The sequence below is a fragment of the Nonomuraea sp. 10N515B genome, assembly GCF_052245915.1.
In the GTDB taxonomy this organism is placed as follows: domain Bacteria; phylum Actinomycetota; class Actinomycetes; order Streptosporangiales; family Streptosporangiaceae; genus Nonomuraea.
On record NZ_JBQQBQ010000003.1, the window covers coordinates 255,077 to 270,493 of the forward strand.

At 69.6% G+C, this 15,417-nt stretch carries 11 protein-coding genes; 4 read left to right on the forward strand and 7 right to left on the reverse strand.

What is annotated here, in order from left to right; all coding sequences use genetic code 11:
- Window positions 1–141: 141 nt before the first annotated feature.
- Window positions 142–780: a TetR family transcriptional regulator gene (locus tag ACTWQA_RS05720; RefSeq protein WP_305916583.1), complete on the reverse strand. Its 639-nt coding sequence runs from the start codon at window positions 778–780 to the stop codon at window positions 142–144.
- Between the two features lie 90 nt (window positions 781–870).
- On the opposite strand from ACTWQA_RS05720, the gene ACTWQA_RS05725 reads away from it, so the two are divergent.
- Window positions 871–2,172, forward strand: coding sequence for a GH1 family beta-glucosidase (locus ACTWQA_RS05725; RefSeq protein WP_443158230.1), 1,302 nt, complete (start codon window positions 871–873; stop codon window positions 2,170–2,172).
- On the opposite strand, the gene ACTWQA_RS05730 is transcribed toward ACTWQA_RS05725, so the two are convergent.
- A complete protein-coding gene (locus ACTWQA_RS05730) occupies window positions 2,154–3,050 on the reverse strand; it encodes a coiled-coil domain-containing protein (RefSeq protein WP_443158231.1) in 897 nt (298 codons plus the stop codon). The two genes, ACTWQA_RS05725 and ACTWQA_RS05730, sit on opposite strands and share 19 nt — an antisense overlap.
- Before the next feature lie 202 nt (window positions 3,051–3,252).
- Here ACTWQA_RS05730 and ACTWQA_RS05735 point away from each other — a divergent pair, with 202 nt between their 5' ends.
- Window positions 3,253–6,279: a M14 family zinc carboxypeptidase gene (locus tag ACTWQA_RS05735; RefSeq protein ID WP_443158232.1), complete on the forward strand. Its 3,027-nt coding sequence runs from the start codon at window positions 3,253–3,255 to the stop codon at window positions 6,277–6,279.
- A gap of 126 nt (window positions 6,280–6,405) precedes the next feature.
- On the forward strand, window positions 6,406–7,839 hold the full coding sequence (locus tag ACTWQA_RS05740; RefSeq protein ID WP_443158233.1) for an aldehyde dehydrogenase: 1,434 nt from the start codon (window positions 6,406–6,408) through the stop codon (window positions 7,837–7,839).
- A 231-nt stretch (window positions 7,840–8,070) separates the two neighbouring features.
- Here the strand turns inward: ACTWQA_RS05740 and ACTWQA_RS05745 are convergent, their stop codons facing one another.
- From ACTWQA_RS05745 to ACTWQA_RS05760, 4 genes are all read right to left on the reverse strand, one after another.
- On the reverse strand, window positions 8,071–8,823 hold the full coding sequence (locus ACTWQA_RS05745; RefSeq protein ID WP_443158234.1) for an alpha/beta hydrolase: 753 nt from the start codon (window positions 8,821–8,823) through the stop codon (window positions 8,071–8,073).
- Between the two features lie 10 nt (window positions 8,824–8,833).
- Window positions 8,834–9,226: an AMP-binding protein gene (locus tag ACTWQA_RS05750; protein WP_443158235.1), complete on the reverse strand. Its 393-nt coding sequence runs from the start codon at window positions 9,224–9,226 to the stop codon at window positions 8,834–8,836.
- 56 nt (window positions 9,227–9,282) lie between these two features.
- Window positions 9,283–11,697 carry a LuxR C-terminal-related transcriptional regulator gene (locus ACTWQA_RS05755; protein ID WP_443158236.1) on the reverse strand — a complete coding sequence of 805 codons (2,415 nt, stop codon included), beginning with the start codon at window positions 11,695–11,697 and terminating at the stop codon, window positions 9,283–9,285.
- 90 nt (window positions 11,698–11,787) lie between these two features.
- The gene (locus ACTWQA_RS05760) at window positions 11,788–12,540 is read right to left on the reverse strand and encodes an AMP-binding protein (protein WP_443158237.1); all 753 of its coding nucleotides are present in this window, start codon (window positions 12,538–12,540) and stop codon (window positions 11,788–11,790) included.
- Window positions 12,541–12,804: 264 nt separating this feature from the next.
- Here ACTWQA_RS05760 and typA point away from each other — a divergent pair, with 264 nt between their 5' ends.
- Window positions 12,805–14,655: a translational GTPase TypA gene (gene typA / locus ACTWQA_RS05765; RefSeq protein WP_443158238.1), complete on the forward strand. Its 1,851-nt coding sequence runs from the start codon at window positions 12,805–12,807 to the stop codon at window positions 14,653–14,655.
- An 80-nt stretch (window positions 14,656–14,735) separates the two neighbouring features.
- On the opposite strand, the gene ACTWQA_RS05770 is transcribed toward typA, so the two are convergent.
- Complete coding sequence (locus ACTWQA_RS05770; RefSeq protein WP_443158239.1) at window positions 14,736–15,386, reverse strand: DUF2461 domain-containing protein; 651 nt, start codon at window positions 15,384–15,386, stop codon at window positions 14,736–14,738.
- Window positions 15,387–15,417 lie beyond the last annotated feature (31 nt).

Consider the following 15,417-nt stretch of genomic DNA (forward strand, 5'->3'; position numbering starts at 1 on the left):
ACCGGTCTCGCCGTGACGGAGCTCGCGTTGCGACCGGTCTCGCCGTGGCGGAGCCCGCGTGTGGCCGGTCTCGCCGTGGCGGAGCCCGCGTGTGGCCGGTCTCCGTGGCGGGGGCGGCGGGCGGGCGGGTGCCGGTGGTGGTTACGGGAGGTGGTCGGAGAGGTAGCGGCGGACCAGTTGTTTGCACTCGGCGATCAGCGCCGCGTCGCCTCGGGGGTCGACGCGAAAGGCGAGCTTGAGCACCGCGTCCGTCGCCTCGACCGCCACCACCAGCGCCCGGTCGAGCCCCGGCCCCGCGGGCATGTCAAGCACCTCCATCGTGAGGGCACGCAGCCGGTCGGCCACGATCGCGTTGTTGTCCCTCGCCCCGTCGAGCGTGCGATCGGTCCCCGGGACCGCGGGCCCCCCTGGCGCGACCAGCACCTCGCCGAAATCCATGACCGCGAACCCCGGCGTGGTGCGCTTCATGTCGACGAACTCGTCGATGGCGAGGTCGACCAGGTCGGTCCAGTGGCCGAGCTCGGCCGTGGCGATGCGCTCGGTGATCCGCTCCAGGAACGCGTCGAGGTTGCGCAGCGCCAGCGCCCGCACCAATCCCTGTTTGTCGTGAAAGAACTGGTAGAAGGTGCCGATCGGCACCTCGGCCCGGCGGGCGACCTCCTTCGTCGTCAGTCCCTCATATCCGACCTCGTCGAGCAGCAACGCGCACTCGTCGAGCATCCGCTCCACCCGCTCCACGCTGCGGCGCTGGGCGGGACGGCGGCGCAAGATACTCGTCATGCCCCCATCCTGGCGTATTACCAGGAGGTAAAGGGAGTCACTTGGGCTTCAGATAACATGAGCCATACTCGCATCTACCGGGAGGCTGTCATGTTCCTTTGGGGTACGGCCACCGCCGCCTACCAGATCGAGGGCGCCGTCGCCGAGGACGGCAGAGGCGCTTCCATCTGGGACACCTTCAGCCACGAGCCCGGCCGCACCAGGGACGGCCACACCGGCGACGTGGCGTGCGACCACTACCACCGCTGGCGCGAGGACGTCGCCCTGATGTCCGGCCTCGGCGTGAACGCCTACCGGTTCTCGATCGCGTGGCCGCGTGTCCAGCCCCTCGGCTCGGGCCCGGCCAACGCCAAGGGTCTCGACTTCTACGAACGGCTCGTGGACGCCCTGCTGGAGGCGGGCATCCAACCGGTGCCCACGTTGTTCCACTGGGACCTGCCCCAGGCCCTGGAGGACCGCGGCGGGTGGCTGAATCGCGAAATTTCGGAAATGTTCGCCGAGTACGCCGCCATCGTCGCCACCCGCCTCGCCGACCGCGTCCCTCTGTGGATCACCCTGAACGAGCCGTTCGTGCACATGGCCTTCGGCTACGCCATGGGGGTGCACGCCCCCGGCCAGGCCCTGCTGACCGGCGCCCTGCCGGCCGCGCACCACCAGCTCCTGGCCCACGGGCTGGCGGTGCGCGCCCTGCGAGCCGCGGGGGTGCGCCAGGTGGCCATCACGAACAACTGCACCCCGGTCTGGCCCGCCTCCCAGCAGGAGCCCGACCTGAGGGCGGCCGAGGCCTACGACATCCTGCACAACCGCCTGTTCAACGACCCCATCCTTCTCGGCAAATATCCCGACCTGTCGGCCTACGTCCCGGCCCTCGACGTCGTCCGCGACGGAGACCTCGACGTCATCGCCACACCCTTGGACGCCCTGGGCATCAATTACTACAACCCCACCCGCATCGCCGCCCCGACGTCGGACGGCCTGCCGTTCACCGACGCCGGCATCACCGGCTACCCCACGACGGCGTTCGGCTGGCCGATCGTCCCCGACGGCCTGCGCGAGCTCCTCACCGGACTCAAGACCAGGTACGGCGCCGCACTCCCGCCCATCCTCATCACCGAGAACGGCTGCTCCAACGACGACACGAGCACGCTCGACGACGCGGCCCGCATCGCGTTCCTGGAGGGCCACATCGCCGCGATGCGGCAGGCCATGGCGGAGGGCGTGGACGTCCGCGGCTACTTCGTCTGGTCGCTGCTGGACAACTTCGAGTGGGCCGAGGGCTACCACCAGCGCTTCGGCCTGGTGCACGTGGACTTCGCCACCCAGCGCCGCACCCCGAAGGCGTCCTACGCGTGGCTGAGGGACTTCCTGCGGGGTCAGAACACCGACACGTGAACGTGGTCGTAGTGGTTGGCCGTGACCCCGCCGCGGTCCGACATCGGATCCCAGCCGCCCCCTGAGCGGATGTCGTAGTAGCGCTGCTTCCAGATGATGTACATCACGCCGAGCCTGGAGCCGTTCTTGATGAGCCAGTCGGCCAGGGCGTCGCCGTTGGCGGCGTCGGCCCCGGCGGCCATGGTGCCGCCCCGGGACATCATGAAGTCGCAGGCCCGGCCCTTGCCGTGCTCGCCGGGGTCACCGGGGCGCAGGCAGCCCACACCGTATTTCATCGGGAAGTTCTGCATGATCTCGGCACGCACCTGGACCATGCGCGGCGTCAGGCCGTCCGCGCCGCCGGGCTGCTGGAAGCCGTATTTGTTGAGCAGGCGCTGAATGTCGTCGCGCTTGCCCAGGAGGGTCTTGATCTCCTTCTTCAGCTTCTCGATCTTGTCATTGGCGTTGAGCTTCGCCTCTTTGGAATCCTCGATCAGCTTCTGGATGCTCTTGACGCGCTCGGTCCGCTCGGTGGCCATGTAGGTCATGTTGGCCGCCTGGCCGAGGACCTGATGCGGCTCAGCCGTCATACCGAAGAGCTGGATGCCGTCGATGGGGCCGACCATGTAGGCGGTCTGGGCGATGCGCCCCACGTCCGCCTGCGCGGCCGCGAGCTTGGCCTGCAGACCGCTCGAGGTCTCGGTGGCCCGCTTGGCCTGGATCCTGATCTCCTCCAGGCTCTGGATCTGGCCGCGGTAGAGCTCGTTGAGCCGGGCCGCCTGTTTGGTGAGTTTGCGCAGCTCAGCAGGGCTGGGATCGGCCGACGCCGGCTGCGGCGAGTGGAGCCCGAGCAGCCCGGAGAGGACGGCGACAAGAACGGCGAACCGCCAGATTCTCACACCCGTCCCTCCCCTCATAGACGGACCGAAACTATAGAAGATGATCTTGATTCCTGTCATCCGAACGACCGAACTGCCGCACCTTTGGCGAGGTTTGGCACCCTTTGCCGTAGTTAACGCGGATCTAAAACATTAGGTCTTGCCTAGATCGCTCCAACGGTTTGAGATGGCGATCGAATCGACTCTGCGAAGGGGCAGACTGTTGTCTCGATCAACGAACCTCGCCGCCGCCGTGATCCTCGGCTTAGGCACCTTACTCGTGGCCGCCCCCACCTCCGTGTCCGCCGACCCGCTGCCGCCCGGCGACCAGATAGAGCTCTACCAGCTCGAAAGCGCGCCAGGCACCGCCCAGACGCTCAGAGAGAAGGGCTTCGACGTCGTCCAGCACGAGACCAAGGGCGACAAGGAGCACGTGGAGCTGACCGCCGCCCAGGCGGACGTGGCCGGGCTGAGGAAACTCGGCTTCAAGCCGGAGCCCGTACGCAACCCCCAGGGCCAGACCCAACTGCAGGCCGCCAAGGCACAGGCGGCCGGCGGCTACACCGTCTGGAAGTCCTACTCCGAGCCGGGCGGCATCGCCGACCAGCTCAAAGCCATCGCGAACGCCAACAAGGACATCGTCAAGCTCCAGTCGATCGGCAAGTCCGTGCAGGGCAAGGACATCCTGGCCGCCAAGGTGACCACCGGCGCGCGGGTGCTGCCCGACGGCCTCAAGCCGTCCACCCTGTTCTCCGCCACGCAGCACGCTCGCGAGTGGATCACCACCGAGGTCGACATGCGGCTGCTGAAGCACGTGATCGCGAACAAGGGCGCGCTCAAGGACCTGCTCAACAAGACCGAGTTGTGGTTCGTGCCGGTGGCCAACCCCGACGGTTACGACTTCACCTTCACCGAGGGCAACCGCCTGTGGCGCAAGAACCTGCGTGACAACAACGGCGACGGCAAGATCGCGGTCGGCGACGGCGTCGACCCGAACCGCAACTTCCCCACGAACTTCCACTATGACGAAGAGGGCTCGTCGAGCGTCACGAGCAGCGACACCTACCGCGGCCCCGGTCCGGCCAGCGAGCCGGAGACCAAGGCCATGGACGGCCTGCTCAAGCGCGTCGGGTTCGAGATGCAGCTGAACTATCACTCCTACGGCCCGCTGCTGCTCTACCCGATCGGCGTGCAGATCGCCACGGAGACGGCCGACAACCCGATCTACGAGGCGCTCACCGGGACCGACGACAAGCCGGCCGTGCCCGGCTTCGACCCCGACCTCGGCGCCGAGCTCTACACCACGAACGGCGACACCAACGACCAGGCCCACTTCCGGTACGGCACGCTGTCGTGGACGCCGGAGCTGAACGAGGGCTGCGACGGCTGCGGCTTCGTCTTCCCTGACGACGAGGCCCTGGTGCAGGCGGAGTTCGAGAAGAACGTGCCGTTCGCGCTCGACGTCGCCAAGTCGGCGGTCAACCCCGTCGAGCCGGTGAGCCACCTGGGCAACAAGACCCCCGACTTCGTGCTCGACCCGTTCGAGGTCAGCCATGGCAAGGACCAGGTCGTCCAGGTCAACGCCAAGCGCAAGCTCGGCCCGGTCTTCCTGAACTACCAGGTCAACGGCGGCCGTACGAAGATCGTTCCGACCGGCGAGTGGAAGGGCGGCGAGCGCTACGGCAAGGGCTACAACCGCTACTACCACTGGATGCGTGGCAAGATCTCCGGTGCCAAGCCCGGCGACCAGGTGAAGGTCTGGTTCACCTCGATCGGGAAGAAGAGCGCCGACTTCACCTACACCGTCGCGTCCGACATCGGCGGACAGGTGCTGGTGCTGGCCACCGAGGACGTCACCGGCATCAGCCCCGTCCAGGGCGTGGCCGAGGCCAAATACGCCGACGAGTACACCGCGGCGCTGACGGCGGCCGGCTACACCTCCGACGTGTACGACATGGACAAGATGGGCCGCAAGGCCCCGCACCCGCTGGGCGTGCTCAGCCACTACAAGGCCGTGGTCTGGGAGACCGGCGACGACATCATCCCGCGCTCGACCGGCCAGGTGCCCGGCACCACGTCCAAGGGCGGCGTGGACACCGAGCTCGCCGTGCGCGACTACCTCAACGAGGGCGGCAAGCTGCTGCACGCCGGCAAGTACGCGTCGTACGCGGCCAACAACAACGGCTCCTACTACTACGAGCCGGACCAGCCCGCGCAGTCCGAGTGCGCCGTGGCCGACGACCCGCCGTGCATCCCGGTGTTCAACGACTTCCAGCAGTACTACCTGGGCGCCTACGTCTTCTTCGACGACGCGGGCACCGATCACGACACCGGCCAGCCGTACCCGCTGACCGGCAACGGCGGCAGGTTCGACGGCTTCAACGCCACGCTGGAGCCGAGCCACACCAACTCGTTCGTGGCCACCTCGGCCATCCTGCCCGCGCAGCAGTTCCCGCTGTTCGAGAGCTCCGCGCAGGTCAAGTGGGTACGCCCGGGCGGCCCCTTCGACCCGCACACCGGCGCCTGGGACGTCTACAGCGGCATCGCGGACGTCTCGTGGAAGCGGCTGACCAAGACCATCGACCTGACCGGCAAGTCGAGCGGCGACCTGTCGTTCTGGACGTCGTACGACACCGAGAGCGAGTGGGACTTCCTGACCGTGGAGGCCCGCACGGCCGGCGGCGACGACTGGACGACGCTGCCCGACGCCAACGGCCACACCTCGCAGGCCACCGGCAGCAGCTGCGACCCGCCGAGCGGCGGCGACGGCTGGCGGACCATCCATCCGTTCACGCAGCGCTACCAGGGACCGAACTGTGAGCCGACCGGCACCTCCGGCGCGTGGCACGCCGCCTCGGGCAATTCGGCCGGCTGGCAGCAGTGGAAGATCGACCTGACCCCGTACGCGGGCAAGCAGGTCGAGCTGTCCATCTCCTACATCAGCGACTGGGGCACCCAGGGCGCGGGGGTCTTCCTCGACGACTTCAAGGTCACGCTGGACGGCGCGACGGCGGAGGAGACCTCGTTCGAGTCCGACCTCGGCGGCTGGACCATCGGGGCGGCGCCCGAGGGCTCCTCCTCAGCGGTCAACAACTGGTTCCGCACCGACCAGGTCTTCGAGGAAGGCGGCGGCATCGTCACCAAGGACACCGTCTACCTCGGATTCGGCGCAGAGAGCATCACCGACCAAGCGGCGCGTACGGACCTGATCAAGCGGTCCATGCTGCACCTGCTCGGCGATCCTCGCTGACGCTCACCTGAGGGGCGCGGCACGCTGGTGCCGCGCCCCTCTTGCGTGCGCGGACAGAACATGGTTCGGTCGGCTTGGGATATCCCGCGAGCAAGCAAGCATTAGGTCATCAGGAGGGCTCACGACATGCGCCAGCACGACACGCTGTTCATCGGGGGCGAATGGGTGGCCCCGGCGGGCACGGGAACGATCGACGTCGTCTCACCTCACACCGAGGAGGTCGTCGGCCGGGTGCCGGAGGGCACGGCCGCGGACATGGAACGCGCGGTGGCGGCCGCCCGTGAGGCGTTCGACCACGGGCCGTGGCCGCGGATGACGTTCGCCGAGCGGGCCGAGGTCATCGGCAGGCTGGCCGCGATCTACAACGAGCGGCAGGGCGAGATGGCCCAGCTCATCACGGAGGAGATGGGCTCGCCGATCACCTTCTCCAACCTCGCGCAGGCGCCGCAGCCGCTCGGCATGCTGCAGTACTACGCGGAGCTGGGCAAGACGTACGAGCAGGAGGAGCAGCGGCCCGGGCTGTTCGGCCCGGTCACGGTGCGGCGTGAGCCCGTGGGCGTGGTGGCGGCCGTGGTGCCGTGGAACGTCCCGCAGTTCGTCACGATGACCAAGCTGGCGCCCGCGCTGCTGGCCGGCTGCACGGTCGTGCTCAAGCCCGCGCCGGAGACGCCGCTGGATGCGTACCTGCTGGCCGAGTGGGTGGCCGAGGCAGGCGTGCCCGCCGGGGTGCTCAACATCGTGGCCGCCGGCCGCGAGGTCGGCGAGCACCTGATCTCCCACCCGGGCGTGGACAAGGTGGCCTTCACCGGCTCCACCGCGGCGGGCCGCCGCATCGCGGCCATCTGCGGCGAGCAGCTCAAGCGGGTCAGCCTGGAGCTGGGCGGCAAGTCGGCCGCGATCATCCTGGACGACGCCGACCTGGCCGCCAGCATGGGCTTCCTGTCGATGGCCTCCCTCATGAACAACGGGCAGGCGTGCGTGGCGCAGACCCGCATCCTGGCCTCGCGCAACCGCTACGACGAGGTCGTCGAGGCGATCGCGAACATGGTCAACTCCCAGCCCGTCGGCGACCCCGCCGACCCGGCGACCGGCATCGGCCCGCTCGTGGCCAAGCGGCAGCAGGACCGGGTGGAGGGCTACATCAAGATCGGCATGGACGAGGGTGCCAAGGTCGTCGTCGGCGGCCTCGACCGACCCCACGACCGCGGCTGGTACGTCTCCCCCACCGTCTTCGCCGGCGTCACCAACGACATGCGCATCGCCCGTGAGGAGATCTTCGGCCCGGTCCTGGCCGTGATCCCGTACGAGGACGAGGCCGACGCCGTCAGGATCGCCAACGACAGCGACTACGGCCTGGCCGGCACGGTGTGGACGGGCGACACCGAGCGCGGCATGGAGGTGGCCCGTCAGGTGCGCACCGGCACCTACGGCGTCAACTGCTTCATGCTGGAGACCAACGCGCCCTTCGGCGGCTACAAGGCCAGTGGCGTCGGCCGCGAGCTGGGGCCCGAGGGCCTGCAGAGCTACCTGGAGTACAAGTCGATCGCCCGGCTCGGCTGAGGCCCTGCTCATTTGGCCTCACTCCATGAGGCTGCCTGCTCGGGGCCCCGCGCGGTGTCTCGCGGGGCCCACGGCGGGCATGGGCAGGATGCCACCCAGCGCGCCCCCGCGACGCTGGGCGACCGCCTGACTACTGAAGTATGTCCCACGTCCACCGCATCGACGGTTTCCTTCCCCAGGGACTTTCTCCCGGCGGTTTCCTTCCATCCGCTCTAGGTAGACGTGTTTTACTCACAAAAAGTTCGAGGAGATCCATTTGCCGATTCTGGCGATGAGTGCGGGGGTCGCGGCGGCCTCGGCGTGGCCGTACCCGGGCTCGACCCAGAGCTCTTTGGGCTCGCGTGCGCCGGCGTACAACTGGTGCGCGTGCTCCAGCGGGAAGAACGTGTCGGCGTCGCCGTGGACGATCAGCAGAGGGGTCGGCGAGATGAGCGCGGCGGCCTCGTAAGGCGGCATCGGGATCGGGTCCCACGGGCCGCGGGCGATCCTGGTGCGCTTGGCCACCCTGGCCGCCCACCGCCCGAACGGCTGCTCGATGGCCCAGTGCACCTGGCGCATCGGCTTGGTGCCCCGGTAGTGCCAGCGGGCCGGGCCGCTCACCGCCGCCACCGCGTCGACCCCGCCACGCAGCCCCGCGTGCCGTACGGCTACCGCCGCGCCCATGGAGAACCCCACCACCGCGATCTTCTCGTAGCCCACCACGCGCGCGTGCCTGACGGCCGCTTCCACGTCCAGCACCTCCAGTTCGCCCACGGTCGTCTCGCCGCCGGAGCGCCCGTGGCCGCGGAAGTCGAAGGCGATCACGCCGGCGTACCCGCTGAGCACGTGCACGATGCGGCGCGCCGGACGCTCCCGCCACGACCCGGTGAAACCGTGCGCCACCACGATCCCGAGGTCCGTCCGCGCGGACGGGGTGTGGGCGGCATCGATGCGAACCCCGTCCTCAGTCCTGAGCATGACGGGGAAGTTGGGCGCGAAAGGCATGAATACGAGCTTATGCTCGCTCGGCGTCCGCCTCGCGGGCGGCCTGGAGGGCGCTGAGGTCTGCGACGCTCATGACGATCCGCACACGGGACTCCTCGGCCGCCTCCAGCGCCTGTGGGAGGTCGGAGATCAGCACGCGGGCCCCGCTGGCCTCAATGCGTTCATGGAGCGCCCACGTCTCGAGGTCGGCCGGCACCGGCCAGGCCACGCCGCCCACGGCGATCACCGCGTCGGCCGCCACCAGCAGGTCGGGCCCGACCGGCAGGCAGATGAGCACGGTGTCGCCCACCCGCACGCCCCTGCGCCGCAACTGGATGATCGCGGCAGCTGACCTCTCGTCCAGCTGCTCCTCGGTGAGCGTCAGTCCTGTGTCCGAGTCCACGATGACGATGCGCTCATCCATGCCGCCCACGGTAGGGAGGGCGTCTCATGCGTACATGGGGCGGAATATGCAGATGCCTATGCAGACGGGTTGGAGGAGTGCTCGGCCGCCCAGACGGCGATCTGCGCGCGGGAGGTATAGCCGAGCTTTTCCATGATGTTGGCGATATGCCGGGCGACCGTGGCCGGGCTGATCACCAGCTCCTCTGCGATGGCCCGGTTGGACAGGCCGCGGGTGAGCAGGCCGGCGATCTCGTGCTCGCGGGCGGTCAGGAGCGAGTGCCTGACGGGCTCGGCGGCCACCGGAGTCTCGCTCGCCGGGCGCTCGCCCTCCAGCACGTGGCGGGCGGCGTCGTCCGCGCTCATCGCCCGGCCACGCGACCACAGCGACAGGGTGCGGCCCGCCCCCAGTTTGGCACGGGCCCTGCCGAGCAGCTCCTCGATCCTGACCGTGGGCGAATGTTGCCCGATCGACTCGCGTAGCGCGGCCGCGGCCGCGGCGGCCAGCACGGCGCCCTCCAGGTCGCCTTCGTGCTCCGCCAGCACCGACAGCCCCGCCAGACACCGGGCCACCCCCCGGCGTTGCCCGGTCTCCCTGCTCAGCGCGAAGCTCGCGGCAAGCCGCTCCCTGGCGAGGCCGAACTCGTGCGACATCGCCGCGACCCGGCCGATCCTGGCCAGGCAGCGGGCCAGGTCGGCGTGGCTGCCCAGCTCCCGCAGCCAGGGGACGGCCATCGCGTAGTGGGCCTCGGCCGTCGCCAGGTCGCCGCGCGCCTCGGCCACCGCGCCGAGCTGGGCCGCGGCCCCGGCCATGATCCAGCGGTGGCCGTGCTCGCGGGCTCGGGCGAGCGCCTCCTCGGCGTGCCGCTGGGCCTCGCGCACCCGGCCGCGGGTCAGGGCCACCGCTGACAGCCCGGCCAGCCCCGCCGCCTGGTTCCACAGGTCGCCGGAGCGGGCGGCGACGGCCAGGCCCTCCTCCGCGTAGCGCAGCGCCTCGTCGGCCCGGCCCATGCGGAGCAGCACCGTCGCGATGGTGTTGAGTATGGCGCTGCGGGAGAACGCGTCCATCGGCGACATCCCGGCCAGGCTCTCCTCGGCCACCTCCAGCGAGCGGCTCAGCTCGTCGCGCGCCTCCAGGCCATAGGCCAGGTACGCCTTGGCGTGCGCGATCCGCTCGGCCGGCACGCGGGACAGGTCGCGCGAGAGCAGGCGCTCGATCCAGGCGACGACCTCCGTCAGGCCGCCGATCGGCAGCAGCCCGGTGCTGGTCGCGCAGAGGTGCAGCCCCCGTGACACGTCCCCGGATTCGGCGGCCCAGTCGAGCGCCACCCGCTGATCGTCGAGCAGGCTCCGGCTCGCGGTGAGGGCCCGCAGGCGTTCGCGCCACGGCACGCCGGGCTCGACCATCTCCGTCGCGAAGTGGCGCGCCTGCAGCTCACAGAGCACGTGGAGGTGCCGCTCGCGCAGCGCATCGCGCTCGCCGGCCTGCTGGAGTCGTTCGAGCGCGTAACGCTTGATGGTCTCCAGCAGCCAATAGCGCGTGCGGCTCTCGTCGCACAACACGAGCGACTTGTCGACCAGGCTGCCCAGCAGGTCCACGAAATCCGCGGGCGCGATGGGTTGCTCCGCGCAGACCTGCTCGGCCAGATCCAGGTCGAAGGCCCGGGCGAACACCGACAGCCGGCGCAGCAGCACCTGCTCCTTGGCCGACAGCAGGTCGTGGCTCCACTCGACGGCCGCCGCCAGTGTGCGCTGCCGGGCGGGGGCGGTGCGGCCGCCCGTGGTGAGCAGCGAGAAGCGGTCGTCGATGCGGTCGGCGATCTGCCCGGGGCTGAGCAGGCTCGTACGGGCCGCGGCGAGCTCCAGGGCCAGCGGCAGCCCGTCCAGTGCCCGGCACAGGCGTATGACGTCGGCCAGGCCGCCGGGGGCCGGCCTGGTGCCCGCGGCCGCCGCCCGGTCCAGGAACAACTGCACGGACTCGGCGTCGGCGCTCTCCGCGTCGGGCAGGTCGAGCGGCGGCACCCGCCAGATCAGCTCGCTGGCGATGTGCAGCGGCTCCCTGCTGGTGGCCAGGACGCTCAGCCGCGGGCAGGAGGCCACCAGCCCGGCCGTCACCTCGGCGCACGTGTCGACCAGGTGCTCGCAGTTGTCGAGGAGCAGCAGGCAGCACAGGTCGCGCAGCCTGGCCGTCACGGTGTCGAGCAGCGGCCGGTCGACCTCCTGGTGCACCCGCAGCACACGGGCGATCTCCGGCACGACCAGCTCGGCCCGGCGCAGCCTGGCCAGCTCGACCAGCCAGACTCCGTCGGGATAGCGGGACAGCAGCCCCGCGGCGACCCGCAGGGCCAGCCGGGTCTTGCCGATGCCGCCGACCCCGCACAAGGTCACGACCCGCGTCTCGCCGAACAACCTGCGGAGATCGTCGACATCGCGTTCGCGGCCGACGAACCGGTTGGGCTCTGCGGGAAGGTTGTGCCTGGGGGGCTCTGGCATCTGGTCACCCTGCGTCGCTGAAGGATCACCCTTTTCGCACAGTGTTTCACAGCCCACGACCTCAAGGGCCGCACCGCGGGCCCTGGGCGGTCACCGGCGGAGTGAGCTGACGACCGCCCTCTCGTCCACGACGCGCACGAACGCGAGGATGGGGTCGCCGAGCAGCCGCCTGGCCAGGTCGTAAGGGGCGATGATCATGGTGGCTCGGCGTTCCTCGGCCAGCACGCGGCACCCGACCACGCTGGGGTCGTGCGCGAGCACGACGTGGGCGCCGGCCATCATCGCCAGGTCCAGCACCCGCAGACCCGTGAACGGCTCGCTGACCGCGCTGATCACCACGTCGTCCGTGCCGATCACCAGGCGCGCGGCCACCCTGCGCAGGTCGCCGGCCAGCTCGATGTGGTCGAAGACGCGCGCGCTGTCGAGCGTGAGCGCGGGACCCGCCAGCGGACCGAAGTCCACGGCACCGCTGACCAGCAACTCACCGAACGGCCGGACACCCGGTCCCGGCCGGAAGGCGAAGACCCGATCGGCCTTGACGGCCGCCGGATCGTAGTCGCGCAAGGTGATCATCATGCGGGCCTTGCCGGTGGACCCGAGTGCCGCGATCCCACCGGCCCAGGCGACGGAGTGGACCGCGACGGGCAGCGACACACCGAGCGGGACGTCGACGATCACGTGCTCGCCCTGCTGGAGGCCGTGGCGGCGCAGGCCCGCCGCGGCACGCGTGACGCGGCGCACGAACGCGGCGTACGACAACACCTCACCGGTCCTGACGTCGCTCACCGCCGGCTGGTCACCTTTTGTCGGCGCCGACGTCATAACCAGCTCTGTCCACGTCATGCCGACAATCTAGGGACCGGCCTGACCATTGCCATGCGCACAAATGTGCAACCCTCTATGTAGCTGCAGCCGAGGTGCGCCCCAGGTACAGCCGAGGTGCGCCCCAGGTGCAGCCGAGGTGCGGCCCCGCTCGGCAACGACGAGGACGCCCGCGCTTACGCTCGCCGTCATCTCGTGCCGCTCTTGCCATGAGAGGGGATCAACTAGACTTAAGTGGTCGCGACTTCGCGCGGCCGACCCCACGACACAGAGCGAGACGTCATCATGCCTTTGAACAGCCGCGACGACCTGCGGAATATCGCGATCATCGCGCACGTCGACCATGGCAAGACCACGCTGGTCGACGCCATGCTCTGGCAGTCCGGGGCATTCCGCGCCAACCAGGATGTCGACGACCGCGTCATGGACTCCAACGACCTCGAGCGCGAGAAGGGCATCACCATTCTCGCGAAGAACACCGCGGTCAAGCACGGCGGCATGACCCTGAACATCATCGACACACCCGGCCACGCCGACTTCGGCGGCGAGGTCGAGCGCGGGCTGTCGATGGTCGACGGCGTGGTGCTGCTGGTGGACGCCTCGGAGGGGCCGCTGCCGCAGACCCGTTTCGTGCTGCGCAAGGCCTTCGCCGCCAAGATGCCCGTCATACTGTGCATCAACAAGGTCGACCGTCCCGACGCCCGCATCAAGGAGGTCGTCGACGAGGTCTACGAGCTGTTCATGGACCTCGACGCCACCGAGGAGCAGATCGACTTCCCGATCGTCTACGCCTCGGCGAAGGCCGGCCGGGCCTCGATGAACCGCCCCGACGACGGCGGCATGCCCGACTCGGAGGGCCTGGAGCCGCTGTTCGACATCATCAAGTCGACCATCCCGGCGCCGACCTACGACCCGAGCGCGCCGCTGCAGGCCCACGTGACCAACCTCGACGCCTCCTCCTACCTCGGCCGCATCGCGCTGTGCCGCATCCACCAGGGCGTCATGCGCAAGGGTCAGCAGGTGGCCTGGTGCCGCACCGACGGCACGATCCAGCGCGTCAAGATCACTGAGCTGCTCATGACCGATGCGCTGGAGCGCAAGCCGGCCGAGGAGGCGGGCCCCGGCGACATCATCGCCATCGCCGGCATCCCCGACATCATGATCGGCGAGACGCTGGCCGACCCCGAGGACCCGCGCCCGCTGCCGCTGATCACCGTGGACGAGCCGGCCATCTCGATGACCATCGGCACCAACACCTCGCCGCTGGTCGGCAAGGTCAAGGGCAGCAAGGTGACCGCGCGCATGGTCAAGGACCGCCTGGAGAAGGAGCTGGTCGGCAACGTGTCACTGCGCGTGCTGCCGACCGAGCGGCCCGACGCCTGGGAAGTGCAGGGCCGCGGCGAGCTGGCGCTGGCCATCCTCGTCGAGCAGATGCGCCGCGAGGGCTACGAGCTGACCGTCGGCAAGCCGCAGGTGGTCACCAAGGACATCGACGGCAAGGTGCACGAGCCCGTCGAGCGGCTCACGGTCGACTGCCCCGAGGAATACCTCGGGGCGGTGACGCAGCTGCTGGCCGTGCGCAAGGGCCGCATGGAGCACATGACGAACCACGGCACCGGCTGGATCCGGATGGAGTTCGTGGTGCCGGCGCGTGGCCTGATCGGATTCCGTACCGAGTTCCTGACCGAGACGCGCGGCACCGGCCTGGTGCACCACGTGTTCGACTCGTACGAGCCGTGGTTCGGCGAGCTGCGCACCCGCGCGAGCGGATCGCTGGTGGCCGACCGCTCCGGTCCGGTGACCGCGTTCGCCATGCTCAACCTGCAGGAGCGCGGCACCCTGTTCATCTCCCCCACCACCGAGGTCTACGAAGGCATGATCATCGGTGAGAACTCGCGGTCCGACGACATGGACGTGAACATCACCAAGGAGAAGAAGCTCACCAACATGCGCTCCTCCACCTCCGAGGAGACGGAGAAGGTGATCCCGCCGCGCGTGTTGTCGCTGGAGCAGGCGCTCGAATTCATCCGTGAGGACGAGTGCGTGGAGGTCACCCCGGACGCCGTGCGCATCCGCAAGGTCGTGCTCGACGCGGCCACCCGGGGCCGCGCCGCCGCCCGCGCCAAGCGCGCGTGATCCCGACGCGTAGGCACCGCCCCCGACGCGCAGGCGCGGGCGGTGCCTGCGCGTAGGCCGTAGGGGGCGGGATCGGGTGGTCAGCGGCGGGGGAGCTCGCTGCCCCTGACGTGGGTGCAGAGCCATTCGACCAGCGGCCCGAAGGCGCGCCAGGTCTGCTCCACGCGGGCGCGGGCCTCCGTCGTGTGCACCCAGGGCTCCGGCTCGAAGCGCATCCCCGCGTACAACGACTTGTGACGCAGCAGGTCGATGCGCGGGTGGTCCTCGGTGAAGCCGCGCGGCTTGGTCTTCAGCCGCTCGCCCCCCACCTCGTAACCGGCCGCCGCCAGCGCGTCGATGATCGCCGTCAACGGCTTGCCCGAAAGATCCTCATCCACCGCCGCGCGGTAGCGAGCCACCTGGTCGGCCGCCTGCGTGTAGAAGCCCCCGGCCGCGAACAGTCCTGACGCGCTGATCTCGACATAAAGCCCGATCCCCGGCATCAGATCCACGAACGCACCCTGATGCGTCTTGTATGGCGACTTGTCCTTGGAGAAACGCACGTCACGATAGGGCCGGAAGAGCTGCGCGGGCCCGAACTCGGCGGCAAGCTCGTCGGTGAGCGCGACCATGGGCGCCCGCACCGCCTCCTCGTAGAGCTGCTTGTGCCGGGTGAAGTAGGTCTTGCTGTTGTCCGCCTCGAGGCCCTCATAGAAGATGAACGCCTCGTCGGGGAAGCCGGTGAAACCCATGCCGTCAGGGTGCCACGTCCCACCGACATCC